The 22,450-nt window shown below is 62.7% G+C and carries 23 protein-coding genes; 2 read left to right on the top strand and 21 right to left on the bottom strand.

Annotation, left to right across the window (positions count from 1 at the left end; translation table 11 throughout):
• Nucleotides 1-7: 7 nt before the first annotated feature.
• On the bottom strand, nt 8-922 hold the full coding sequence (locus DESUT3_RS01240; RefSeq protein ID WP_221250648.1) for an MBL fold metallo-hydrolase: 915 nt from the start codon (nt 920-922) through the stop codon (nt 8-10).
• A gap of 179 nt (nt 923-1,101) precedes the next feature.
• Here DESUT3_RS01240 and DESUT3_RS01235 point away from each other — a divergent pair, with 179 nt between their 5' ends.
• Nucleotides 1,102-1,674, top strand: coding sequence for an isochorismatase family protein (locus DESUT3_RS01235; RefSeq protein WP_221250647.1), 573 nt, complete (start codon nt 1,102-1,104; stop codon nt 1,672-1,674).
• Between the two features lie 267 nt (nt 1,675-1,941).
• Here DESUT3_RS01235 and DESUT3_RS01230 read toward each other — a convergent pair whose 3' ends face one another.
• The 19 genes from DESUT3_RS01230 to DESUT3_RS01140 form a co-directional block, all read right to left on the bottom strand.
• The gene (locus DESUT3_RS01230) at nt 1,942-2,373 is read right to left on the bottom strand and encodes a hypothetical protein (protein ID WP_221250645.1); all 432 of its coding nucleotides are present in this window, start codon (nt 2,371-2,373) and stop codon (nt 1,942-1,944) included.
• A complete protein-coding gene (locus DESUT3_RS01225) occupies nt 2,370-3,173 on the bottom strand; it encodes a dimethyl sulfoxide reductase anchor subunit family protein (RefSeq protein WP_221250644.1) in 804 nt (267 codons plus the stop codon). The genes DESUT3_RS01230 and DESUT3_RS01225 overlap by 4 nt, the downstream gene beginning before the upstream one ends.
• On the bottom strand, nt 3,173-3,739 hold the full coding sequence (locus DESUT3_RS01220) for a 4Fe-4S dicluster domain-containing protein (protein ID WP_221250643.1): 567 nt from the start codon (nt 3,737-3,739) through the stop codon (nt 3,173-3,175). Before DESUT3_RS01220 ends, DESUT3_RS01225 begins: the two co-directional genes overlap by 1 nt.
• An 11-nt stretch (nt 3,740-3,750) precedes the next feature.
• A complete protein-coding gene (locus tag DESUT3_RS01215; protein WP_221250642.1) occupies nt 3,751-6,024 on the bottom strand; it encodes a molybdopterin-dependent oxidoreductase in 2,274 nt (757 codons plus the stop codon).
• Between the two features lie 22 nt (nt 6,025-6,046).
• Nucleotides 6,047-6,613 (bottom strand): TorD/DmsD family molecular chaperone, encoded by a 567-nt coding sequence (locus tag DESUT3_RS01210; protein ID WP_221250641.1) that lies wholly within the window; start codon nt 6,611-6,613, stop codon nt 6,047-6,049.
• A 132-nt stretch (nt 6,614-6,745) separates the two neighbouring features.
• Nucleotides 6,746-8,086 (bottom strand): PAS and helix-turn-helix domain-containing protein, encoded by a 1,341-nt coding sequence (locus DESUT3_RS01205; protein ID WP_221250640.1) that lies wholly within the window; start codon nt 8,084-8,086, stop codon nt 6,746-6,748.
• A gap of 134 nt (nt 8,087-8,220) precedes the next feature.
• A complete protein-coding gene (locus DESUT3_RS01200; RefSeq protein WP_221250639.1) occupies nt 8,221-9,549 on the bottom strand; it encodes a hemolysin family protein in 1,329 nt (442 codons plus the stop codon).
• Between the two features lie 10 nt (nt 9,550-9,559).
• Nucleotides 9,560-10,579 carry a TerC family protein gene (locus tag DESUT3_RS01195; protein ID WP_225911595.1) on the bottom strand — a complete coding sequence of 340 codons (1,020 nt, stop codon included), beginning with the start codon at nt 10,577-10,579 and terminating at the stop codon, nt 9,560-9,562.
• A 398-nt stretch (nt 10,580-10,977) separates the two neighbouring features.
• The gene (locus DESUT3_RS01190) at nt 10,978-11,331 is read right to left on the bottom strand and encodes an MBL fold metallo-hydrolase (RefSeq protein WP_221252432.1); all 354 of its coding nucleotides are present in this window, start codon (nt 11,329-11,331) and stop codon (nt 10,978-10,980) included.
• A gap of 69 nt (nt 11,332-11,400) precedes the next feature.
• On the bottom strand, nt 11,401-12,192 hold the full coding sequence (locus tag DESUT3_RS01185; RefSeq protein WP_221252431.1) for an ATP-binding protein: 792 nt from the start codon (nt 12,190-12,192) through the stop codon (nt 11,401-11,403).
• A gap of 122 nt (nt 12,193-12,314) precedes the next feature.
• The gene (gene cooS, locus DESUT3_RS01180) at nt 12,315-14,222 is read right to left on the bottom strand and encodes an anaerobic carbon-monoxide dehydrogenase catalytic subunit (RefSeq protein ID WP_221250636.1); all 1,908 of its coding nucleotides are present in this window, start codon (nt 14,220-14,222) and stop codon (nt 12,315-12,317) included.
• On the bottom strand, nt 14,219-14,797 hold the full coding sequence (locus DESUT3_RS01175) for a 4Fe-4S dicluster domain-containing protein (protein WP_221250634.1): 579 nt from the start codon (nt 14,795-14,797) through the stop codon (nt 14,219-14,221). Before DESUT3_RS01175 ends, cooS begins: the two co-directional genes overlap by 4 nt.
• A 13-nt stretch (nt 14,798-14,810) precedes the next feature.
• Nucleotides 14,811-15,155, bottom strand: coding sequence for a hydrogenase maturation nickel metallochaperone HypA (gene hypA, locus DESUT3_RS01170; protein WP_221250633.1), 345 nt, complete (start codon nt 15,153-15,155; stop codon nt 14,811-14,813).
• A 141-nt stretch (nt 15,156-15,296) separates the two neighbouring features.
• On the bottom strand, nt 15,297-16,379 hold the full coding sequence (locus DESUT3_RS01165) for a hydrogenase large subunit (protein ID WP_221250632.1): 1,083 nt from the start codon (nt 16,377-16,379) through the stop codon (nt 15,297-15,299).
• A complete protein-coding gene (locus tag DESUT3_RS01160) occupies nt 16,376-16,912 on the bottom strand; it encodes an NADH-quinone oxidoreductase subunit C (protein WP_221250631.1) in 537 nt (178 codons plus the stop codon). The genes DESUT3_RS01165 and DESUT3_RS01160 overlap by 4 nt, the downstream gene beginning before the upstream one ends.
• Nucleotides 16,900-17,412 carry a 4Fe-4S dicluster domain-containing protein gene (locus tag DESUT3_RS01155; RefSeq protein ID WP_221250629.1) on the bottom strand — a complete coding sequence of 171 codons (513 nt, stop codon included), beginning with the start codon at nt 17,410-17,412 and terminating at the stop codon, nt 16,900-16,902. Before DESUT3_RS01155 ends, DESUT3_RS01160 begins: the two co-directional genes overlap by 13 nt.
• Before the next feature lie 21 nt (nt 17,413-17,433).
• Complete coding sequence (locus DESUT3_RS01150) at nt 17,434-17,865, bottom strand: NADH-quinone oxidoreductase subunit B family protein (protein ID WP_225911593.1); 432 nt, start codon at nt 17,863-17,865, stop codon at nt 17,434-17,436.
• Nucleotides 17,862-18,818, bottom strand: a complete 957-nt coding sequence (locus DESUT3_RS01145) for an NADH-quinone oxidoreductase subunit H (protein WP_225911673.1) — start codon at nt 18,816-18,818, stop codon at nt 17,862-17,864. Before DESUT3_RS01145 ends, DESUT3_RS01150 begins: the two co-directional genes overlap by 4 nt.
• Before the next feature lie 214 nt (nt 18,819-19,032).
• A complete protein-coding gene (locus DESUT3_RS01140; protein ID WP_225911592.1) occupies nt 19,033-19,725 on the bottom strand; it encodes a Crp/Fnr family transcriptional regulator in 693 nt (230 codons plus the stop codon).
• A gap of 798 nt (nt 19,726-20,523) precedes the next feature.
• Between DESUT3_RS01140 and trhA the strand changes: the two genes are divergently transcribed.
• A complete protein-coding gene (gene trhA, locus DESUT3_RS01135) occupies nt 20,524-21,144 on the top strand; it encodes a PAQR family membrane homeostasis protein TrhA (RefSeq protein WP_264082182.1) in 621 nt (206 codons plus the stop codon).
• A gap of 182 nt (nt 21,145-21,326) precedes the next feature.
• Here trhA and DESUT3_RS01130 read toward each other — a convergent pair whose 3' ends face one another.
• The gene (locus DESUT3_RS01130; RefSeq protein ID WP_221250626.1) at nt 21,327-22,394 is read right to left on the bottom strand and encodes a PAS domain-containing sensor histidine kinase; all 1,068 of its coding nucleotides are present in this window, start codon (nt 22,392-22,394) and stop codon (nt 21,327-21,329) included.
• Nucleotides 22,395-22,450 lie beyond the last annotated feature (56 nt).

The raw sequence follows: 22,450 nt of genomic DNA, 5'->3' as shown, positions 1-22,450 counted from the left end.
GGACCGCTCAGGCCTCGGCCAGCTCCCGGCGCTGCTCGGGAGCGAGGTTTTCCACGAACTCGCTCATGCCGCGCAGGGTATTGCCGAGGAACACCTGCTCGCGGGCGAGGATGTCGGCGGGAAGCTGCCGGATGTTCCGATAGTGGCGGTCGTGCTCCAGCAGCCAGGCGAAAAAGGCCTCCTCCCGCTGCTTAGCCTCCCAGGTCCGCGCCACCCCCTGCACCCAGAGCTGCAATTGGTCGCGGCCGATGCGCAGATGCTCCACGGCTCCCTCGACCAGCCCGTAATGGGCGAAGACCAGGTAACGGGGCGCCAGGGCGAGCATCCGTTCGATGGAATCGAGGGCCACCGCCTGGATGAAGCGCGGCGGGGTCGCCGGGCGCATGTAGATCCCCTCGGCCACCTCGCTGCGCACCCCGGCCACCTCGCCGGCGAACAGCAGGTCGTCAAGCAGGTAGCAGCAGTGGTGCTGGGCATGCCCGGGGGTCAGAAAGGCGCGCACCCCGGTGGCGCCAACCTGCTCGGCGAAGCCGAGCTGCGCCTCGGGGACCGGCAGGATTTCGCCGTAAGCCTCGGCCAGCGCCCCCAGCACCTTGCGCGTCCCCTGCCAGAGCTTCTCGGGCGCCGCCAGGTGGCGGATCCCCTCGGGGTGGCAGATGACCCGGGCCTCGGGGTAGTGGCGCAGCAGCCCCCCGGTGCCGCCGGCATGATCGATGTGGATGTGGGTCAGCAGGACGTAGTCGAGGCGCTTTACCCCCTGCCGTTCCAGGCCCGCAAGCAGCGTGGGGAGGGTGGAGAGCGGGCCGGGATCGACCAGCAGGCTGAACCCCTCCCCCCGGTAGAGCCAGGAGCTGATGAATTTGCGAAACCCTTCGATGGCGGGCAGGTCGAGGTCGATGCAGGTCAGGCGGTTCAGGTCCATGGGCTCCTCGTGGATGGCTTCGGTTCTTTGCCTCGATTCTGACCCCGGGCCAGCCCCTTTGTCAACGCCGCAGCAAAGCCCCGGCATCCGCTTCGTCGGGGTGGCAGGCAGGGCTGGACAGAGGGCATGGCTGCGCTAAAGTGTTCCCAGTCCCCTTTACTTTTCGGAAGGAAAAAACCATGACGCCAAGCCCATCCGCCTTTGCCCCCGGAGACCTGCTGCTGCTGGTCGATGTCCAGGTCGACTTCTGCCCCGGCGGGGCTCTGCCCATCGAAAACGGCGACCAGGTCGTTCCCGTCCTCAACGGCTGGATCCAGGCCGCGGTCGAAACCAAGGTGCCGATTTACGCCTCGCGGGATTGGCACCCGACCGGTCACATCAGCTTCGCCGAGAGCGGCGGCCAGTGGCCGGTGCACTGCCTGCAGGATACCCCCGGTGCGGCCTTCCACCCGGCGTTGCAGCTTCCGACGGAGGCTGTTGTGGTCACCAAGGGGAACCGCTTCGACCAGGACCAGAACTCGGCTTTCGACCAGACCGGCCTGGCCTTCTGGCTGAAGAAAAAAGGGATCAAGCGCCTGTTCGTCGGCGGGCTGGCCCAGGACGTCTGCGTGCTGGCCACGGTGCTCGACGCACTCAAGGAGGGGTTTGCGGTCAACCTGCTGGTCGACGGGACCCGGCCGGTGACCGAGGAAGGCGGACGGGTCGCCCTGGCGAAAATGGCCAAGGCGGGGGCGCAGGTGATGGGAGGTTGAATCAGCCTGTCTGTCACCAACCGACAACCAACCCGAGAATGCTGAAAACCACAGGCCGCTTTCGTTTTCGAAAGCGGCCTGTGGTCAATCTGCCTCCCTACGCTGGAGGTTATCGGGACTTTTTTCGATAAAGTACCGCCGAAAAATGAAAACTGGAAGTAACTGCAACGGTTCCCACGAGGGGGGTAAACGGTCCTTGAGGGGCACCGAGGACCAATCCCGGAACTGCCGGCCCTGGGGGAGGTTATTCCGGCCCCTTCTTCATCCTCACCGACCTGTCCCGTCGCCGGACCCCCCGGTGATTTCCAAAGCGACTTCCTCATCGAGGATGGTTTGGAACGAGGCGCCGCCGCAGGAGGTCTTGTGAACCAGGTTGACTCTGACCCGAAGCAGGTACTCGCCCGGCAGTCGGCAGGTGACGGTGGTGGACGGGATACCGGGCAGGAGCGCCGGCGGCTCCGGACCTGGATAGGACACCCCTTCGGCGACCACGCTGTACATGAAGCCGCTGGGAAGGCGTTCCGTGGGCGCCTCGATTTCGATGATCAACGGCTGGCCGGCGGCGCCGGAGAACCTTTTGCCGCCGAGTCGGACACCGCCGGACCAGTCGGCTGACCAGCCGGCGGCGGCGCTCCAGGCCAGGATTGCCGCCGCCAGGAAAACCCCGGCTGCGCGGGATCCCCCTCGTTTCAGGTTCAAAGCGGCATGCCGATGTTGGCCGCGGTGGTTGCAGCCAGGCTGAAGAAGGCCATGCGTCCGGCAAATTCACCGAGCAGGATCAGCCATGGCAGCCAGCCGGGGATGCGTCGGGTGCGGGCCAGCACCAGCAGCGGCAGGACCAGGCCGACGATCAACCGCCCCCAGTAGAGAGGCGATCCGAGGTAGGCGCTGCCGGTCAACTCCTCGACCAACCCGCCCGACAGCCAGACGCTCGGCAGCAGCAGATTGAGCGCCAGGGCCAAAAGGAGCGTCGCCGCCAGCACTCCGGCCAGCAGCGGCTGGCGGTTATCCGGGGCAAACCAGGAGCCGAAGGCCGCTCCCAGGGCGAGGGCGGTGATCAGGAACAGGACCAGCGGAACACCATTGGCCAGGGTCGGCTGACTGGGCGGGGCGTAGGCAAATCCCTGAATCGCCAGGGCGACCAGCCCCACCGCCGCCGTCAGCCTGCCCAGCCCGGCGTGACCCCTGCCGCGAAAGCTGAGCCCCGCGGCCACCGTCATCAGAGCCGCCAGCACCATGAACACCAGAATCTCCCGGCTCAGCCAGGAATGCTGCAGATTGGCCAGGGTTCGCAGCGCACCCAGGGGGTGACCCAGATGGAACATGGAGGCCAGAAGCCCCACGCCAAGCAGGCCCAGGGCCATCTGCTGCTCGGTAAAAAACTTGCCGCCCGTCCCTTCGGCGACCGCCCGACCGCGCAGGGCACTCAACATAGCCAGGCCGATGGCCGCCTGGGCCAGCACGGTGAAAAACACCAGGGGAAGTTCCATATGGCTCATCAGGCTTTCCTCCTTATGATTCTGGGCTGCCGCGGGCTGCGGAAACGCACCGAGGGGTTGAGTTTTTTCGCCGCGGGGAAGCCGGGCGGGTAGTGGAGCAGGTCGGCGTCATCCAAAGCGCTCAGCTCGACCACCTGCAGCGCGCGGGTCGGGCAGCCCTGGGCGCAGGCCGGGGTCAGCCCGGCGTCGAGGCGCTGGTAGCAGAGGCTGCACTTTTCGGCCTTGTTCAGTTCCGGGTTGTACTCGGGGGCGCCGAAGGGGCAGGAGCGCACGCAGTTCTTGCAGCCGATGCACTTTTGCTGGTCGTGCACCACCACCCCGTCCTTCTCGCGCTTGCTGTAGGCGCTCACCGGACAGGCCTCGATGCAGCAGGGGCGCTCGCAGTGGTTGCAGGCCAGCGAGTAGAACGCCCGGTCCCGGTGGGGATAGATGGCCTCGTCGAGCGGGTGCACCTCGCGCCATTTGATGCCGGGTTCGAGCCGGTTCTGGTTCTTGCAGGCCATGGCGCAGGTGAAGCAGCCGATGCAGCGGTCAGCGTCGATAAAGAATCCATACTGTTTCTTCATGGTCACCCTCCTCAGGCTCTTTCAACATCGGCAAACTGGTCGTGGGTGGCGATGCCTGGAGCGCCGGTCTTATAGGCGCCCATATCCGCCGACTCGTCGTCGAGCAGGTTCTGCACGTTGAAGTCGCTGTTGCGGAACCAGGCCTCGTACATCAGCAGCACATCGGCCGAGACGTTGTCGGTCAGCCTCGCCTTGAGCCGCGCATCGCCCAGGCGGTTGAACACCCGCACCTGGTCCCCGTCGCCGATCCCCCGCGCCCGGGCCGTCGCCGGATGGATGTAGACCAGCGGCTCGGGGTTGAAGTCTTCCATGAAGTCCAGGTTCTGGAACTGGGAGTGAAGGCTGAACTTGCTGTGGGGCGTCAGCAGCCGCAGGGGTGCGGTGGCCGCCCGTTTGGGCCGGTACTCGGGGAGCGCCTTGTGGCCGTGCTCGGCGGCGAGCGCCGAGCTGAACTCGTACTTCCCCGACGGGGTCTTGAACTTGAAGTCATGCCAGGCGGCGCTCGACGGAATTTTGGCTTTGGCCGGCCCCTGGCGCAGATCCTCCCAGGAGTTGAGGCCGAACAGATCGTAGATCCCCTGGTTGAACTCCTTCTCCATCCATTTGCGCGTATCCAATTCGGTGGGGAAGGTGCAGGAGCCTGGCTTGAGCTCGTTCATCCGCCTGGAGAGCAGGGCGGCGATCTGCACGTCGGATTTGGACTCGTACATCGGCTGTATCGCCTGCTCGTTGAGGCTGAGCCAGTAGTGCCAGTAGCCGACGTTGACCGTGTACTCCTCGAACAAGGTGGTGTGGGGCAGCACGATGTCGGCCTGCTCGACGCTCTTGGTGAAGAACTGATCGACCACCACTACCATCTCCAGGGTGTCGAAGGCCTTCTTCAGCAGCGCGGTGTCCGGGTCCTGGCTGAAGGGGTTGCGGCAGGCGAGCCAGAGCATGCGGATCTGGGGATCCTGGGTCTGGAGGATTTCGCGGCCGAGCTGATTCATGTTGAGGGGGCGGTCGGTGTATTTGGCCCCGCCCTCGCCGATGAAGTGGAAATCCCCCTTGATGCCGGCGCCGTCCACCATCCCCACCGCTCCTTCGGGGGCGGAGTTGACCATGGCGTTGTAGTTGAAGCCCCAGGTGCGCAGGTGCCCGTAGCGGGCCCCGCCGCCGACCTTGCCGATGTTGCCGGTCATGGCCACCAGGGCGTCGATGGCCCGTACGCTGGCGCCGCCGTTGGTGTGGCGCTGCATGCCGTAGCCGATCCAGACCGTGGCCGGGTCGGCGGCGGCAAACTCCTCGGCCAGCTGGCGGATCACCGGCACCGGGACTCCGGACTCCTCGGCGGCCCACTCGAGGGTGACGTTCTGCCGCAGGTAATTGGCAAAGTCCTCGAATCCCAGCGCATGCTCGGTGACGAACCGGCGGTCGATCTTCCCCTTGTCGAGCAGGTGCCGGGCCATGCCCAGGGCCAGGGCGCCGTCGCCGGCGGTGTCGACCTGGATATACAGGTCGGCCTTGGCCGCGGTCTGGGTGAAGACCGGGTCGATGACCACCAGCTTGGCGCCGCGGCGCTGGGCCTCGAAGATGAATTTCATGCTGTGCACCGAGCACCAGGCGGGGTTGGCCCCCCAGACGATGATGTACTTGCTCTCCACCATGTCCTCGGGGTCGTTGCACCACATCTCACCCGTATCGTAGTTCTGCGCGTCGATCCCCGCCGGCCAGCAGGGGGTGCCGACGAAGCGGGTGGTATAGCCCAGCGACGACATCATCCCCTCGACGCCGTAATGGGTGATGCCGAAGTTGCCCGAGTACTTGTCGAGGGCCAGCCCCAGCAGGTTGCCGTCCTTTTCGTTGATCTCGAGGATCTTGCCGGCGATGCGGTCGATGGCCTCCTCCCAACTGAGGCGCTTCCAGTTGCCGCTGCCGCGGCCGACCTGCAGCATCGGGTACTTGATCCGGTCCGGGCTGTAGACCCGGCGGGGGTAGGCGTAACCCTTGACGCAGAGCCCGCCGGCGGTAAAGGACGACTCGCTGGCACCTTCGACGAACTGGATGACCCCATCCTTGACGAAGGTCTTGATGCTGCAGCTGTCGTAGCAGTTGCGCGGGCAGGCGTTGCGGAAAACCTCAAAGGCCTCCTCGTAGCCGATCTCCGCCCCGGCGGTGGCGGCCCGCAGCAGGCTGCCGGGCACCGCGGCCGCAGCACCACTGAGGGCCAGCATCTGCAGAAACCGGCGGCGGCTCACCGAGCTGCCCAGGGCCCTGCTGACCAGATCCTTGCATGAATCCTTCATGTCCCATCTCCCTTTGTGTTGTTCAGGTGATTTCCTGGTGCAGCCAGTCCATCATCAGGTCGGCGGTGGCGCGGATCGTGGCAGGAACCGCCTCGGCCGAGCTGATGCGTCCGGCGAATTGTGGAGCCCATTCGAGCAGGTGCTCCCGCAGAAACCGCCGGTACAGTTCGGCGATTTCCTTCCCTTGCGGGTGGTGCTGCAGCTGCCGCAGGTGCAGGCAGGCATCGATTTCCAGCGCGATGTGATCCTCGGGGAAGGTGCCCCGCCAGGGGGAGCTCAGGCCCACGGCCGCATAAAGGTCGCGGGCTTCCTGGGTCGCGCGGCCCATGACCAGCTCGTCCTTTTCCAGGTAGATCGAGGCGAACGGCGGGGCGATGGGCGCTTTGGGACCGACGAACAGCCGGTTGAAGGCGAACTCGATGACGTCTGGATCTTCCGGTGCCGGCAGACCCCGAAGCAGGGCGCGCAGCCCCTCGTAGGCCTGCAGCATCTCGGCGCCGCTGCGGGCGATGAAAAAATCTCGCAGGCCGCACCCGACCCGGATCGTGGTCGGAGGCTCGGGCTGCGAGGCTGTTTGGATGTTTTTCATGGATTCCCCCTTGGGCCGGCTTACCTCTTGAGGCCTTTTTGCCTCATGATAGCGGCTGAGCCCTGGGAGAAAAAGGGGAGGCCTGGGGGTATTATGGGGTATTTATCCATACCCCATTAGGCTGGGGAGGGGTCAAACTTCGCCGGAAGGCGTACAGGTGCGGCTGGCCAGGAAGGAGTGCAGGTTGATGTCTTTTCCCTGCAGGCCGAGTTTTCTGCGGATATTTTTTCGGTGGGTACGGATGGTGTCGAAAGCCAGGTTCATGGCCTCGGAGATCTCCTTGGAGGAGCAGCCGGCCTGGATGAAACGACAGATGCTCAATTCGGTCCTGCTGAGCTTGAGCATGCCGGCATCGAGTTCCGCATCGAAACCGGAGGTCAGGGAGATCAACTGCTCCCGAATCAAATCCAGGTAACTGGCGCGGACGCCGGCAGCTGGTTCCTGGCGGATTTTATCCAGGGCCGGCAGCAGGTGGGAGCTGATTTTCCGCGAGATATTCTGCTCCAGGTCGCGGCGGTCCGACTCGATGCTCTTCATGACGTTTCGCAAAGTGACGTTCATCTCGTCGGTCTGCGCCTTTTCCCGGCGCAGCAGGTCCTGGGAACGGCTCAGCGCGGCGGTCCTCTGCTCCACCCGCCTCTCGAGTTCCCGCCGGTGGTTGACCAGCAGGGTGATGTCGCTGAGAATCAGCATATACCCCTGGGCGGCCAGAGAGACTTTCGACAGGGGGACGAGGCGCAGGATGAAGACGTGGCGGCCATCCCTGGAGCGGACCTCATGGGGCTCATCAACCGGCAGCGCTTCGAGCACCTGCGCCATGTCCCGGCAGTCGAGCTGCAGGAAACCCCAGAAGGGCCTGCCCAGAAGTTGTTCACTGGAAACGTATTTTTCCGTTTCCGGGTTGGCTTCGCTGATCAGCCCCAGCTCGTCGGTCAGCAGGACCAGGTCCGAGGTGCTGCGGAAGATATTTTCGTAGCGGTTTTTTTTCAGGGTCAGCTGGCGGTTGACCTCCTGCAGCTGCGCCGTCATGTCATGGGCGAGAGCCTGCTCCCAGTCACCGACGAAGACGGTCTCCAGCACATCGCAGACCCGGCGGATCTTCAGCACTGCCTCCAGTTTGGCATCGGCGCTCAGCTCCAGAGTAAGAACCATTTCCTCCAGGGAGTGGATGAGCGTCTTGAAACAGCCGAGGTACATCCCCTCGGTGATTCCCCGCAGCCGGTGGTTGCGGGCGCTTTGGAGCATATAGCGGACCCCGTGTTCCGAGTGCTTCAGCATCGGGGCGAAGGCGGGCACACCTCCCTGCGAAGCCAGGCGCCGGATCGATTCCAGAACCCCCCGGAACGACTCGATGCAATCCTGGCGCTTGGCGGTGGTATGCGCCAGGTAACCGGCCTCGCGCATGTGGTCGGTCCAGGTTGTCAGAAAGGTTTCCAGGTTTGCGTTGAGTTGTTCGAGAAGGGTTTCACTCATTTCGCTGCGAGCTCGCTGACCGGGCGTTGAGTTGCCGATTTATCGAATATGGCCCATGCAATTCGACCATACTAGCTCAACAAGGGCCCCCTGGTACAGTCAACTCCGCGTTGAATTAAGACCGATCTGCTTGATCAGGGCTCCTCCTGCAGGGGTTCCTTGCGCTTATGGGGCTCAATTTTGACCCCTTCGATGGCGGTCTGCCTCACCTTGGTACAGGTCAACAGGTAACCGCCCCACTGCAACTGTTCCCCCTCCACCGGCAGGTGCCCCAACTCGAAGAGAATCAGCCCGGCCAGGGTCTCATAGGGCCGATCCTGGGGGAAATGCACCCCCAGCAGATCGGCCAGGTCATTGAGGGGCAGCAAGCCGTCGACCAGGTAGCCGCCGCTCTTGAGAGGCCTTATACGTGCCGGCTCGCTCTGGTCGTGCTCGTCCTCGATTTCACCGACCAGTTCCTCCAGGAGATCCTCGGTGGTCACGATGCCGCTGACCCCTCCGTACTCGTCGATCACCACCGCCATGTGGACGTGCCGGCGCTGCATGTCGCGCAACAGCTCATCGATTTTCTTCGATTCCGGCACAAAGCAGGCCGGCCGCAGCAGCTTTTCCAGATCGAATCCAGCCCCCCGCACCGCCTGCCCAAACAGGTCCTTGGCGTGAAGAAAGCCGAGAATGCTCTCGGGGTCGTTCCGGTAGACCGGGTAGCGCGAATATTGGTGCTCGAAGACCATCTGCAGCAACTGCTCGCGGCTGTTGGCCAGATCGAGAGCAACCACGCGCGGCCGCGGCACCATGACCTCGCGCACCCTGGTTTTTGAATACTCGAAAACGTTGCGGATGATCTCCTGTTCGCGGGGAGAGACGACCCCCAGCTCGCGCCCTTCGGCCACCAGTTGCTGGATCTCCTCCTTGGTGATAAAGGCCTGACCGCCCTGGGCCCGGATGCCGAGCAAGGTCAGCACAGCGCGGCTCGAGACGGTGAGGAAACAGACCGCGAAATTACCGATGCGGGCGAGAATGCCGATCGGCCGGGCCACCGCCAGGGCCAGGCGCTCGGCGTGGGCCAGCGCGAGGGCCTTGGGTACCAGTTCCCCGAGGATCAACGACAGGTAGGCGATGACCCCAACCACCAGAAACAGGGCCAACGGTTCGGCGGAGTTGCTCACAAACGCCAAGGGCACCTGCTTGAGCACCGGTTTGATCACCTCCACCGCGGCTGCACCGCCGACTGCCGAGGCCAAGGTGCCAACCAGCGTCACGCCGATCTGGACCGTGGCCAGAAAGCGGTGCGGGTCGGCGTGCAACTGCTCCACGATTTGCGCCGATTTGCTGCCCGCGGCCGCCAGCTGGGCGATGCGGCCGCGGCGGACCGAGACGATGGCGAGTTCGGCGCCGGCGAAGAAGCCGTTGGCCAGGATGAGCAGCAACACGATGAAAAGTTCGAGCCAGAGGGTATCCATAACTGTGTCCCTATTCCACCCCGGTTCCGGATGAATCGCCTTCGCCCCCTTCTTTGCGGGCGGGGCTGCCCGGCACCCAACCCTGCACGGCCTCGGTGGTGGCTGCCTCCCTGGGCAGACGACGGGTTCTGACGACGGAAACCAGCATCGAGCCGCCGATGAGCAGGGCAGTCACGAGGAGCGCCGCCTCGGTCGGGATGACCTTGCCGAAGGCCGCGTTGATCAGCATCTTCGCCCCCACCACCATGAGCACCAGGGACAGCCCGTACTTGAGGTAGTGAAAGCGGTGAATAACGCCGACCAGGGCGAAATACAGAGCCCGCAAGCCGAGGATGGCAAAGACGTTGGAGGTATAGACGATGAACGGGTCGGTGGTGATGGCGAAGATCGCCGGGATCGAATCGAGGGCGAACACCACGTCGGTCACTTCCACCAGGATCAGCACCACCATCAGCGGCGTCAGGTAGAGCAACCCGTCGCGGCGAACGAAGAAGCTGTGTCCCACGTAGTCTTCGGTGACGCGAAAATGGCGGCGCACCAGCCGCACCAGGCGATTGCCTTCCATGTCGGGCTCCTGGTTGATGGTCGCCAGCATCTTGCCCCCGGTAAAGATGAGAAAGGCGCCGAAGAGGTAGATCACCCAATGGAAGGCCGCAATAATCGTGGCCCCGGTCAAGATCAGCGCGGCACGCATCACCAGCGCCCCCAGGATGCCCCAGAACAGGACCCGGTGCTGGTACTGGGGCGGCACCGAGAAATGGCTGAATACCAGCACGAAGACGAAGATGTTGTCGACACTGAGGCTCTTCTCCAGCAGGTAGCCGGTGAAGAACTCCATGCCGGCGTCGGCGCCGAGAAAATGGTAGACGCCGGCACCGAACAGCAGCGCCAACACGAAATAGCCCAGGCTCAGCAACAGCGCTTCACGGATTCCGACGACCTTGTCGCGACGGTGAAGCAGGCCAAGATCAAGGGCCAATAGAACCAGCACAAACAGATTGAAACCAATCCACAGCCAGAGCGAATTCACAATACAATCTCCCAACCAGAATTATGAGGGGCGACCAAACCTGCGATCCCTGTTTTCCCAATTTCCTGCTGCCTACCCGAGCGAAAAAAGCCTGCCGCGGTACTGAATCCAAACAAAAAAGACCTTTGCCCGCTGCCATGGTGGCTGCAGTGGACAAAGGTCTTGCAAGGCTCGACGTGACGTCGCAGCTCCCGCCTCCGGGTGGCTGGGCCACCGTCTTGACGAAGTGCGGGCCGGATCAGGTCCGGATGCTACTCCCCTTTTTTGTAAGATCGAGTTTATTCGGAACACCCTGGGATGTCAATGTTCCACCAAAATTCTCCTTTTCCAGTTCAGCCGGAGGGATCTCCCAAGGATTGAGCGCACTAAAGATCCCCGGTTGGCTACCAAGCCCTAATCTATGGGGAAACCAGGCCCGCCGGGCCCTTAGCTCCGGTAACCACACTCTCTGGTTGTCGCCACCAGTCATCAGCAGGAAGGGTGCCACCGGAGGTGATCGGCTGGGCGATCATCGGGGTCGCGACCACCGCCCCCTTGCGGTCGGCCGCGGCCAGAAGGCGCTCGATCGGCTCGGTCCAGCCGTGCAGGGAGAGGCTGAACTGACCCCAATGGAAGGGCAGAAGCACTTTGCCCCGCGGCTCGAGATGGGCCTGCACGGTTTCTTCCGGCATCATGTGAATCGGCGCCCAGGCCTCGTTATCGGCTCCGGACTCCAGCAGGGTCAGATCAAACGGGCCATACTTCTCGCCAATCCTGGTGAGAGAGGCAGGTCAGCAAGAATAGCCCCTTCTCCAAAGCGGGTCGACACACAAGGCTGCTGCTCAACCAGCCTCTTGAAGCTTGGCGAAATTGGCCACGAGCTTGCCCTTGATAGCCAAGGCCTCATCGACGTGGGATCCGCCCAGGTCGAAAGCCGAGACGCCCTGCATATCGGCCTCCCTGAGGACATCGCTTGAAGAGATGGCCCCCAGCCAACAGCCGCCGGCGAGGGAATCCTCCAGAAACCGTCTGTCGAGCTCGTCGCGCACCTTGCTGCCGACGAAAAAAACATTCGCTATGCCGAGATCGGCCGCCAGCCTGGTGACCTGGCGAGCCGTCTGAAGGCTGCGGCGGCCCGGCTCCACCACCACGATCAGGGCGTCGACCGATTCAGCCGTCCCCCGGCCAAGGTGTTCGATGCCGGCCTCCATGTCCATGATCACCACCTCGTCCCTCTCCAGCAGCAGGTGCTGCATCAGCCGCTTGACCAGGGTGTGCTCGGGACAGACGCAGCCGGTGCCCCCCTGATCCACCGTGCCCATAAGCAGCAGGCCGACCCCGGCGTGCTCAAGGCAGAATTTTTCCGGCAGGTCGCTCACCCTGGGGTTGAGCTTGAACAGGCTGCCGTAACCGTCGGCGGCTGCGGTTCGCTCCTTGGCGAGCTCCTTCATCCTGGAAAGGGGGCGAAGCTCCGCCCCTCTATCGGCGGGGATGCCGAGGGAGGAGGCAAGGTTGGCATCGGGGTCGGCATCGATGGCCCAAACCCGGCGACCCTCGGCGGCGAAGGCGCGGGCCAGCATCCCGGCCAGGGTCGTTTTGCCGACGCCGCCTTTGCCGGTAATGGCGATCTTGATCCCCCCGGAGGAAATAGCCTCCCCTGGCGGTTCGTGATGGTGGTTGTTATGACTGTCGCACATCGGTTGGTCTCCTTTTCTCCCGCAGGCGGAGGGCCATGGCCCTCCGCCTGTTCATAAACCTAGATCCCCAGAGCCCTGCGGCGCTCCTGGATGACACCGAGAAGCCGGTCCGCGGCCAGGTCGGGGTTGGTTTCGACCATAAAGTAGCCGCCGAAAAGGCCCCTGGTTTTCTCGGTCAGAATATCGGTGACAGCCCGGGAGCCGGTCACCTGCGGCACGATGCCCAGATGGGTGGGAATCCCCAACGCCACGCTCCAGGTGCCGATGGCCACCGCCTTCTCCGACATGGCTTCCGGCGCCGAGGCCACCAGCGGCAGGCTGTCCAGGTCGACGCCGAGCTTGTTCGCGATCGCCACGGCCACCCCGACGGCGCGGCTGTTGTCGACGCAGGAACCCATGTGCAGCACCAGGGGGAGAGGGCCGCCGAGGCCGGCGGCTTCGCCGACCGCCGTCAGGACCGCCCTGAGGGGCTCGCCGGCGTAGGACTCGGTCGCCTCCCGGGTCATCAGGCCGTTCTTGGCCATGGCCCCGGCGCCGCAGCCGGTGGCCAGCAGCAGCACGTTGTTGCGGGCGAGCTTTTTGGCGATGGTCACGAAGTTGCTGTCCTGGACCGCCTGGGTACTGTTGCAGCCGGCAAACAGGGCGATTCCCTGAATGGCGCCCCCTGCGATACTGTCGATGAGGGGCTTGAGCGGGTCCTCCGGGTCGAGTTTGCTCAAGGCACCGACCAGCGCTTCGGCACTGAAACCCGCCACGGCGGTCTGCTTGACCCGGGGGATGCTGACCCGTTTGGGATTACGCCGTCTGAAGGCCTCGATGGCCAGCTCGATCACCTGGCGGGCGTTCTCGGTGGCGGTCGCTTCGCGGAAAGGGACATGGGTGGCGCCGCTGATTTTATTCTCATCCATGGTGGTGATCATCTGGGTATGAAAACAGGCGCTGATTTCCGCTAAGGAAGGCATGATGCACTGCACGTCGGCGACCATGGCATCCACGGCCCCGGTGAGCAGGGCCAGCTCCTGGGAAAGATAATTGGCCGCCAGGGGCACCCCGTGGCGCAGCATGACTTCGTTGCCGGTGCAGCAGATACCGACGATATTGATCCCCTCTTTGGCGCCGGCCGCCTTGGCTTCCGCCCCCATCTGCGCGGCGACATCGCAGATCACCTCACTGAGTAACGGGTTGTGGCCATTGACGGCGATATTCACGGCGTCCTCTTCGAGAACCCCCAGGTTGGAGGAGGTCACCACCGGCTGCGGGGTGCCGAAGAGGGCATCGGAGAGTTCGGTCGCCAGGACCATGCCGGCATAATCGGCCAGAGCCCCCTTGACCCCGCCGAGGATGACGTTGGTGGCATCGGCGTCGCAGCCGACCGTCGTCCGGGCCATGATCTGGGCGACCACGGCGTCGATGTTGTGGGGCAAGACATGGAGCGCGGCCAGCTTCTCCAGCCGCTTTTCCGTCAGGGTGGCGGAGATCCAGTTGCAGGGTTTGCCGTGGTCCTGGCTCTGGAAGTCTTCCAGTGTCCTCCGGGCGACCTCGGCGGCGATGTCGAGGATCTCCTTGCCTTCGCAGTCGAGGCCGAGGGTTCGGGCAATCCCCTTGAGTTTCGCCTCGTCCTTCACCCGGTAGGAGGGATAGTTCCCCTCGGCGACCTGTTGCAGCGCCAGGGCGATGTGCCGGCCATGCTCCGAATGCGCCGCGGCGCCCGCCGCCATCATGCGACTGACGTTGCGGGCGACGATGGTATCGGCATCGGCGCCGCAGATGCCGCGCTGCGGCCCCTCGCCGAAGGGGTCGATGCGGCAGGGGCCTTTCCAGCAGATGCGGCAACAGATGCCGAGCTGACCGAAACCGCATTGGGGCTGCATCGCCTGGTGGCGGTCCCAGACGGTGGCGATCCCCTCCTTTTTGGCCAGGGGGAGCAGTTCCTCGATGGATGGATCTATGGACTGGTGCAGGCTCATGGGTTCACCTTCCTCAGGCTGAGATGTTTATGGGACAGGGCCAGTTCCGCGGCCCTGGCTTCACGCAGCGCCCGCCGGTAGGCCTCCATATCGACCAGGCGGAGCGACCTGGTCGGGCAGGCCTCCACGCAGGCGGGGGAGGTTCGCCCGCTCCGGGCCCTCCAGTCGGCGCAGAGGTCGCATTTTTTCGCCACCCCGCGGTTGGTGCGGAAGCGACCGTCCGGCTTGTCTTCGGCGGCTACGGACACCGCACCGAAGGGGCAGACCATCACGCACAACTTGCAGCCGACGCAGTTCTTCTCGCGGATTCGGACCTGGCCGTCCTCCTGAACCACGGCGCCGGTGGGGCAGGCAAAAGCGCAGGGGGCATCCTCGCACTGCCGGCACTGCATCGGCATGCATATCCCGCCCGTCAACACCACCTTGTTGCGCGGCCGCAGCAGCTGCCCCCCGGCAACCGCGCCCTGCAGGTCGCCTGCCCCATGAGCCACCGCGCAGGACAGCTCGCAGCTGTGGCAGCCGAGGCACGTCTCGGGGTCGGCGTAAATGATTTGGTTTTCCCGTTGTTTTCCCATCGATCTGACCTCCTCAGGCTTCAACGTCCAGACTGTCGATATAGAGCTCTTTGCCGCTGAGCATCTCCACGCTTGAGTTTGCACAGCCCAGGCAGCGGAAATCGTGGTTTTTCACCTCGAACTGGTGACCGCACCGTCGGCATCGTCCAACGATCGGAACCCTTTGAATGACCAGCTCCGCTCCCTCGACGACCGTCCCCTCGGCGAACACCTCGAAACAGGCCCTCAGGGTCATCGGTTCGACGACGGCGAAATCCCCGATCTTGAGGTTCACCCGGATGACCCGGGGGATGTCGTGCTCGGCAATCTGGCGCTGGATCACCTCGAAGAGGCTGCTGACGATGGCGGTTTCATGCATGGGTTCCTCCTCCGGACCTCAGGCTTGCACTGTCCTCGAACCTTCATCCCGGGGTCAGGGTACTTCGGGCCCCGGCCCCGGGTCTGTCGCTTGGCCGACACTCGCAAAGGTCTGTTATGGGACGGCGATGCGGGGCCTTCGCTACCGCTCGGTGCAGGAGATGCAGGGATCGATGCTGTTGACGATCAGGGCGATATCGGAGACCTTGTCCCCCACCATCATCGCCTGCAGCGCATCCCAGTTCATGTAGCTGGGCACCCTCCATTTGAGGCGCTCGGGGATGTCCGTGCCGTCGGTGCGCAGGTAGTAGATCAGCTCCCCCCGGGGGGCCTCCGACTTGGCGATCGCCTCGCCGGCAGGGATCTCCGGCAGGGTATCGAGGCAGATCGGCCCATCGGGCATGTCGGTGACGCACTGCTGGACCAGGGCCACCGCCTGCTGCGCCTCGCGCAGCCGCACCTTGGCCCGGGAGAGAACGTCCCCGCCGGCTTCGGTCTGCACCGCGAAATCGAGCCGGTCGTAGGCGGCGTAGGGGCTCTTTTTGCGCACGTCGTAGTCGATCCCCGAGCCGCGGGCCACCGGGCCGACCACGGCGTAACGCAGCGCCTCTTCCTTCGGCAGCACCCCGACCCCCTCGGTCCGCAGGCGGACGAAGCGGTTCCCGCTGTAGAGCTCGTAGATCTCCTCGAGGGGCTTTTTCATACGCTCCATCTGCTTCCAGAGATAATCCGAGCGTTCCCCGTCGAGGTCGTACTTCACCCCGCCGATGCAGTTGGCCGCCAGGTCCATGCGGTTGCCGTAGATCGCCTCCTTGACGTCCTGCATGATCTCCCTGGTCTCCATCACGTGCTTGAACAGGGAGTCGAAACCGATGATGTGGCCGAGGATGGCGCAGTTGAAGAGGTTGGAGGCGATGCGCTTGACCTCGTCGGCGATTACCCGCAGGTATTCGGCCCGCTCCGGAATGCGGATGCCGGCCAGGTTCTCCACCGCCATGCAGTAGGTGCAGGGGTGGCTGTTGGAGCACAGGGAACAAAGCCGCTCGGTCAGGGTGATGTTCTGGTAGAGATTGCGCTTCATCACCAGGGCCTCGAGGCCGCGGTGGACGTGCCCCGCGGTGATGTCCAGCCCCACCACCTTCTCCCCTTGCGCCTCGATGCGGAAATACATCGGCTCTTCCAGGGCCGCATGCAGGGGGCCGACGGGGATCGTATACCGGCTCATTCGCTCTTCTCCTTGCCGCTGCGGGCCATCACCGCCTCCCAGAGGGTTTGGCTGCCCGCGCCGTTGGTGAGGGTCGAATAGGGGATCAGCCGATCGAAGACCGCCGGCTCGATGGACTCGTCGAGAAAGAGCCGCCGCGGGTTGGGATGGCCGATGACCTCGATGTCGTAAAGTTCCATGAATTCCCGTTCGTTCCAGTCGGCGTTGCGAAACAGGGGGGTCAGGGAGGGGACCTGCGCCTTCTCCAGGGGGAGGTCGATGGTCAGGGTGAGGGTGGTGCCGTCGAGGTCGAAGTGGTAGGCGATCTCGCGCCGCCCCTCTGCCCGGTAGCGTTGCGCCAGATAGGCCGTCACGGTGCTGAGCCGCCCGCCGAGTCGCGACAAGGCCTCGGCTGCAGGCAGCAGCTGGGCACTTTCCGGCAGCCGGCACCAGCCGGTTTTCACCCCCTTGTGGTCGGATTTCCAGTCGATGGCGAGCGACGCGGACAGGGCCCGCTCCAGCGCCTCGTTTACCTGCACGTTCAGATCCTGCATTTTTTGGCTCCCGTGATTGCGGTTTTGCGGCGGCAATCGGGGCAGAGCCGCCTCAATCGGTCGATATCCCCGTTGGTTTCGCCATAGGCCCGGCGCATCAGCTCCCTTGCCACCGGGATCATCGCGATTCCGCAGCCGAGGCAGGAAACCAGAGGAACGGTCCCCTCTTCCACCATGGCGTATTTCTCCGCTTGCCGATGGGCCAGGTGCCAGTCTTCGGTAAGGGCGATGGCACCGGTCTGACAGTAGTGCCGGCAGAGGCCGCAGAAGGTACAGCTGTTGTGCCAGAGGGTGAAGCGCAGCCCCGACTCGCTCTCCCCGAAGCGGATGGCCCCCCCGGCGCAGACGTGTTCGCACATGCGGCAGCCGACGCAGGCCGAGGCGTCGAAGCGGACCCGGCCGCGATAGCCCTTGGGGGTTGACGTTTCCCCGAAGGGGAATGGGTCTGTGGAGGGCCCCTGGATCAGGTTGCGGGCGAGAACTTTGAGAAATGAAAACATGGCGGATGCTCCCCTCCCCGGCTAGAGCCTGGTTCCCCAGATCTTGATCGCCTCGCTGATCCCTTCGATGATCGCCTGGGGGCGCGGCGGACAACCGGGGACGTTGACGTCCACAGGGATGTACCTGTCGATCGGCCCCTCGATGGCGTAGCTGTCACGAAACACCCCGCAGGATATGGGGCAGATCCCCACCGCCACCGTCACCTTGGGGTCGGGGATTTCCGCGTAGAGCCGCAGCACCTTCTCCTTGACGCGGGCGGTCAACGGGCCGGTGATGAGCACGATATCGGCGTGCTTCGGGCTGCCGCAGTACTTGCAGCCGAGCCTCTCCACGTCGTAACGGGGAATGCAGGCGGTGGTCACCAGTTCGACGTCGCAGCCATTGCAGGAGCCGGCATTGATGCGAAACAACCAGGGGGACCTGCGGGCGACTCTCTTCAGGAAGCTTTTCACGGCCAACTCCTTGCGATCAAAACCAGAACGAGGCTCGAAAGGCCGAGGAACACCGGCCACTTCCAAAACAGACCGAAAAGCTGATCAATGCGAAGATGGCCGCATGTCGCGCGGACCAGGGTCAACGAGACCAGCATCAGCAGGAGGCATTTCAGGACAAACCCGGCCAGGCCGACCACCATGCCCTCCCCTGGCCCCGGCGGAAAGAAAAGGACCACCCCCAGGCCGAGAACCGCCACCGTCCGCAGCGCCTGCAGGATCAGGTACAGCCCCAGCACCGGTTTCGGGAATTCATGGGCGGGAGCCTCGACAAACTCCGCCTCGGCGCCGCAGAGTCCGAATGGCCCCTCCCCGGCAAAGGCAGGAATAAAGAAGAGATAGGTCAAAAATGCCGGCCACAGAGCCGGGGTGAAAAGCAGCGGGCCCTGCTCCTGCTGGAAGCGGACGATCGCCGCCAGCGACCAGGCAACCGTTTCTCCGGAACCCGCCCCGACCTGCAGGCCCACGCTGAGCAGCACCGGGAGCAGGGCCCCTGCCCAAATCAGCACCAGGGCAAGCTCCCGGGAGAAACGGACCGGCCCAAAGTGAGCCCCGGAAAAGCGCTCGCCCGCAACCAGGGCGACGGTCGGCCCGGCGAGGAGCAAACCAATCTCGGGCAGGCCCAAAAGAAAGCCGCCTCCCCCGTGGATACCGGCGCTTAAAACCGGCACGGCGGCTAAAGCGACAGCAACGATCCCCAGAAGGATCGCGAGGGCGAAAATGCCGCCCCTGTCCCGCGATTGCCCCGGGGGGCCCGGGAGCGACAACTTGCCCAGGTCAAAAACAGGCTGCAGGATTGGGGGACCGACCCTGCGCTGCAGGCGGGCAGTCACCTTACGGTCGACCCCGCTGAGCAGCAGACCCAATAGCAAGGCGAAAACCCCGCCCGGAAATATCAGAAGCTGAAAAATCACTTTCTCTGCCACCAGCCGACCTCCCCTTTCTTTCGTCGAGGGACAACCGGGCGCCTTGGATTCGCAACTGCGCCCTTTAGTGGCTACTCTAGTCGTGGAGGCGTGGTAAGTTCTGTCGGCAGGGCGACAGTTTGGAAAAATCGGGGAGAAATAAGAACGGCCCGCCGGAAATTCCAGCGGGCCGGGAATGGAAAAAATGAATGGGGGAGAAGAATCAGGAGAGACTGTTCCAATCCTGGAGCAGGGCGATATCCCTGATCAGCAGCGTTCGGCGGTCGAGCTTTTCAAGAACCTCGGACTTGATCAGGTCGTTAAGCAAGGTGGAGATGGTCTGGCGAGTGGTGCCGACAAGCAGGGCGATTTCCTCCGTTGTCAAGCCAAGTTCCACCGAGACCCCCTCAGGGTGAAGCTGCCCCCTGTCCTCGGTTGCGCTGACAAGGAAGTCAAGCAGGCGCTGTCTCGCATCCTTGAAGGCCAAGCCTTCTATGATGGTAATCGAGTTCTTCAGAAGCTCACCGAGAACCTTGACCATAACCAGGGTGATCTCCGGGCTTTCAACAATTTTTTGCTGAAATTGCAGGGTGTTGCCCAACAGAACGACCGACTCCTCCAGGGCTTCGGCAAAGGCCCTGGTATGAGTACTGAAAATGTCACCGGGCTCCAGCAACGCCAGGGTGAACTCCCTGTCTTCATAGGAGAGAAAAACCCGCAACCTCCCGCTTTTTACGATGAATAGCCGATTGCCCTCATCGTAAGGGGTACAAACTATGGTCTTTTTTGCGTATCTCTGCTCCTTGAAACCCTTGGCGATTTCGGCATACTCGGGCGAATCGAAGAGCCTGAGAAGATCGACATGGGTCAGTTTCATCTTTGCGGGCATGGCCATTTCTTCCAGAAAAGAGTTCAAACACCTTTGCACCTTACCATCCGAGTAAATCCTATCGCAACTCTCCAGTCGGGGAAGACTCCAGCACCCGGACCGAATGAGGGAACGGCAACAGGTTTCGAAAGGAGGGAGAGAAAGAACAAGGCCGCACCCTTTTAAGGAAACGGCCTTTGGATTTTTTGCCCGTCCGCCCGGACGGGAGTGGGCACGGACCCGGAGATCTCCGGTTGGCTACCACGCCCTAATCTATGGGAAAACCAGGTCTGCCGGGCCCTTAGCTCCCGCAACCACACTCCCTGGTTGTCGCCAAAGAAGACCCTCTGCCCTTTGCCCCGAATCACCCAGGACGCCCAGAGGGTCTTGTTGCGCACCAGCCACCGCCCGGGGAAATGCCGGGCCGAACGCAACAGTCGAGTCGCGGGATGGCCACCGGCGAGGTGCCGCGGCCTTTGCTCAATGCCTTCCAGAGGCTGCGTAACGACGCAGTCACCACACCTGGGTGCCGCGGCCGGTATCCAGCGCTCAGTTCCCGCTTGCCGGGTCGGCCATCGCGTAGTCATTCATCGAATGCAGCACCATTGACGCGATCTGGACCAAACCGCCGCCGGCCGCCTGTTGAATCTGCCCTGCAAACCCGGGTGATTTTATAGTGACACAAGCAAGACTTCTCAGGCTCAGGCGCGACTGCCAGGTAAATCGTTTCAAGGGCGGCCATGTGTTTATTTTATTTTGATAAGATAAATGGAAAAGACCGTCGGGTTCATTGTTTCAGAATAGCCTCTTTTGCCTATGGACCAGCGCCATTACAAATCTATCCAAATGGCCAACACGCTCGCTCCCGCCGTCGGCTGGCTTCTCAGCCTGCCGGGACTGGTAGCCTTGGTCATCCATGCGGCCCGCACCGGCAATGGCTGGCATATCGTGAGTTGTTCCATCTACGGGGCAAGCCTGGTCCTCTCCTACGCGGCCTTTACCCTTTATCACGTTTTCAAGTTCCATGATCGTTGGGGGAGGATCTTCAAGATCCTCGACCACTCGACCATATATCTTCTCATTGCGGGGACCTATACTCCGTTTACCCTGGTTTATCTGCGCGGCAACTGGGGCTGGACGCTGTTCGGCGCGGTGTGGGGGCTGACCGTTCTGGGCGTCATTTTCAAAATCTTTTTCGTTCATCGGTTCAAGATTCTGGCGCCGCTACTCTATCTGTTTATGGGCTGGCTGCTCATCTTCGCCATAAGGCCCGCAATCGAGTTGATTCCCGGCCCGGGACTCCAACTGCTTCTGGCGGGAGGCCTGTTCTACAGCTTCGGTCTGATTTTTTACGCCTGGAAGCGGCTCCTTTTTCATCACGCCATCTGGCATCTTTTCGTTCTGGCCGGAAGTGTCTGTCACTATTTTGCCGTTTTTTACTATGTCATTCCACCCGCCGGCACCTGAATTCCTCCCTCTTTCAGCGAGGACTCTCCGCGTTTAGGCCCATCCAAACCTCCCCGGGGAAATAATCGAGAGCGGCGCAAAACCCCTCGGTCAGGAGGCCGGGGCAACGGCATCCGTGGCCAGGATAATTTTGTCGTCTTCTACGCAGATTGCCTGGGTACTCTTTCCCGTCAAGCAGACAGTTAAAAAGTAGAGTTTTCAGCGGGTAATGAAAAATAGAAAGTGCTCCCTTCGCCTAATTTGCTCTCAACCCAGATGTGTCCCCCATGGGTTTCTACCAGCAACTTGGCGATATACAGACCCAGGCCGACTCCGCTGGACGCTTGGGAGTCCCTGACCTGAAAAAAGCGCTTGAAAAGGCGAGAACAATCTTCGGGGGTGATCCCCATTCCGTGGTCGGTGATGGAGATAATGATTTCCCCCCCAACCTTACGAGCCTGGATAATAACCTTGCTCTCGGGCGGTGAGAATTTAGCGGAGTTGCTGAGGAGATTCAGAAATATACGCTCCAGGCGACCAGGGTCTGCCGATACGGAAGGCAAATTCTGGGGGATTTGAGTTATCAGGCGGTTCATGTCAATGATCTCCTGAGATCTTTGCAGAAGTGACCATACAAAGGTTTCAAGGTTGATGGATTCTTTTTCCAGGTGGACCTGACCGCCTTCGATGCGGGCGGTATCCACCAGATCCTGGATCATTCTCTCCATTTTCTCGGTGCCTTCCAGAATCCCGTCAACGTTCTGCAAAATGGTGCCCCTGACGCCGCCCTCCCGAAGGGCGTCCTTCAGCATTTCTGCATGTCCCTGAATCACCGTCAGCGGGATTCGAAGGTCGTGGGCCACTGTATGATGAAAGGTTTTATTCCGCTCTTGGAGTTCATGCTGTTCGGTAACGTCGGTGAAGACCCCCACCACACCGTCGAAGTGCCCGGCGGCATCGAATAGTGGTGCGGCATTGGTGGAAATGATTACCCTCTCCCCGTCGGGCCGCTCGATGATCAGCTTCAGGCCATAGACGCCCTTGTTCTCCTGCAGCACCCGCTTGAACGGGGTTTCGTCATTGGGAAGGCGCTCTCCCTTTAGCGTTGAGAGCTTCCAGGCGGCATGGTCAAAGGTTCGCTGAAGGATTTGACCCCGGGGAACGCCCAGGATGCTCTCCGCGGCTGGATTGGCATAGGTATACCTCCCCTCTTTGTCCAGGGTGACAATTCCATCGGTGGCTGTTTCCAAAATCCGCTCAAATTTGGCCAAACGGGCACCCTCGGGCAGAGTTTTTTCCTTTGGACACATCCTAAGCCTCACTCTCT

This window comes from Desulfuromonas versatilis (genome assembly GCF_019704135.1).
GTDB lineage: Bacteria > Desulfobacterota > Desulfuromonadia > Desulfuromonadales > NIT-T3 > Desulfuromonas_A > Desulfuromonas_A versatilis.
The sequence above is the reverse complement of the archived record's forward strand: the minus strand, read 5'-3'. Positions and strand labels throughout refer to the sequence as shown.

What these genes read in the sequence shown, in the direction of transcription:
- hypA (WP_221250633.1), bottom strand. Translation starts at nt 15,155, where the DNA reads ATGCATGAAACCGCCATCGTCAGCAGCCTCTTCGAGGTGATCCAGCGC.
- DESUT3_RS01215 (WP_221250642.1), bottom strand. Translation starts at nt 6,024, where the DNA reads ATGAAGGATTCATGCAAGGATCTGGTCAGCAGGGCCCTGGGCAGCTCG.
- DESUT3_RS01200 (WP_221250639.1), bottom strand. Translation starts at nt 9,549, where the DNA reads ATGGATACCCTCTGGCTCGAACTTTTCATCGTGTTGCTGCTCATCCTG.
- DESUT3_RS01210 (WP_221250641.1), bottom strand. Translation starts at nt 6,613, where the DNA reads ATGAAAAACATCCAAACAGCCTCGCAGCCCGAGCCTCCGACCACGATC.
- cooS (WP_221250636.1), bottom strand. Translation starts at nt 14,222, where the DNA reads ATGAGCCTGCACCAGTCCATAGATCCATCCATCGAGGAACTGCTCCCC.
- DESUT3_RS01155 (WP_221250629.1), bottom strand. Translation starts at nt 17,412, where the DNA reads ATGTTTTCATTTCTCAAAGTTCTCGCCCGCAACCTGATCCAGGGGCCC.
- DESUT3_RS01175 (WP_221250634.1), bottom strand. Translation starts at nt 14,797, where the DNA reads ATGGGAAAACAACGGGAAAACCAAATCATTTACGCCGACCCCGAGACG.
- DESUT3_RS01220 (WP_221250643.1), bottom strand. Translation starts at nt 3,739, where the DNA reads ATGAAGAAACAGTATGGATTCTTTATCGACGCTGACCGCTGCATCGGC.
- trhA (WP_264082182.1), top strand. Translation starts at nt 20,524, where the DNA reads ATGGCCAACACGCTCGCTCCCGCCGTCGGCTGGCTTCTCAGCCTGCCG.
- DESUT3_RS01240 (WP_221250648.1), bottom strand. Translation starts at nt 922, where the DNA reads ATGGACCTGAACCGCCTGACCTGCATCGACCTCGACCTGCCCGCCATC.
- DESUT3_RS01165 (WP_221250632.1), bottom strand. Translation starts at nt 16,379, where the DNA reads ATGAGCCGGTATACGATCCCCGTCGGCCCCCTGCATGCGGCCCTGGAA.
- DESUT3_RS01235 (WP_221250647.1), top strand. Translation starts at nt 1,102, where the DNA reads ATGACGCCAAGCCCATCCGCCTTTGCCCCCGGAGACCTGCTGCTGCTG.
- DESUT3_RS01205 (WP_221250640.1), bottom strand. Translation starts at nt 8,086, where the DNA reads ATGAGTGAAACCCTTCTCGAACAACTCAACGCAAACCTGGAAACCTTT.
- DESUT3_RS01160 (WP_221250631.1), bottom strand. Translation starts at nt 16,912, where the DNA reads ATGCAGGATCTGAACGTGCAGGTAAACGAGGCGCTGGAGCGGGCCCTG.
- DESUT3_RS01225 (WP_221250644.1), bottom strand. Translation starts at nt 3,173, where the DNA reads ATGAGCCATATGGAACTTCCCCTGGTGTTTTTCACCGTGCTGGCCCAG.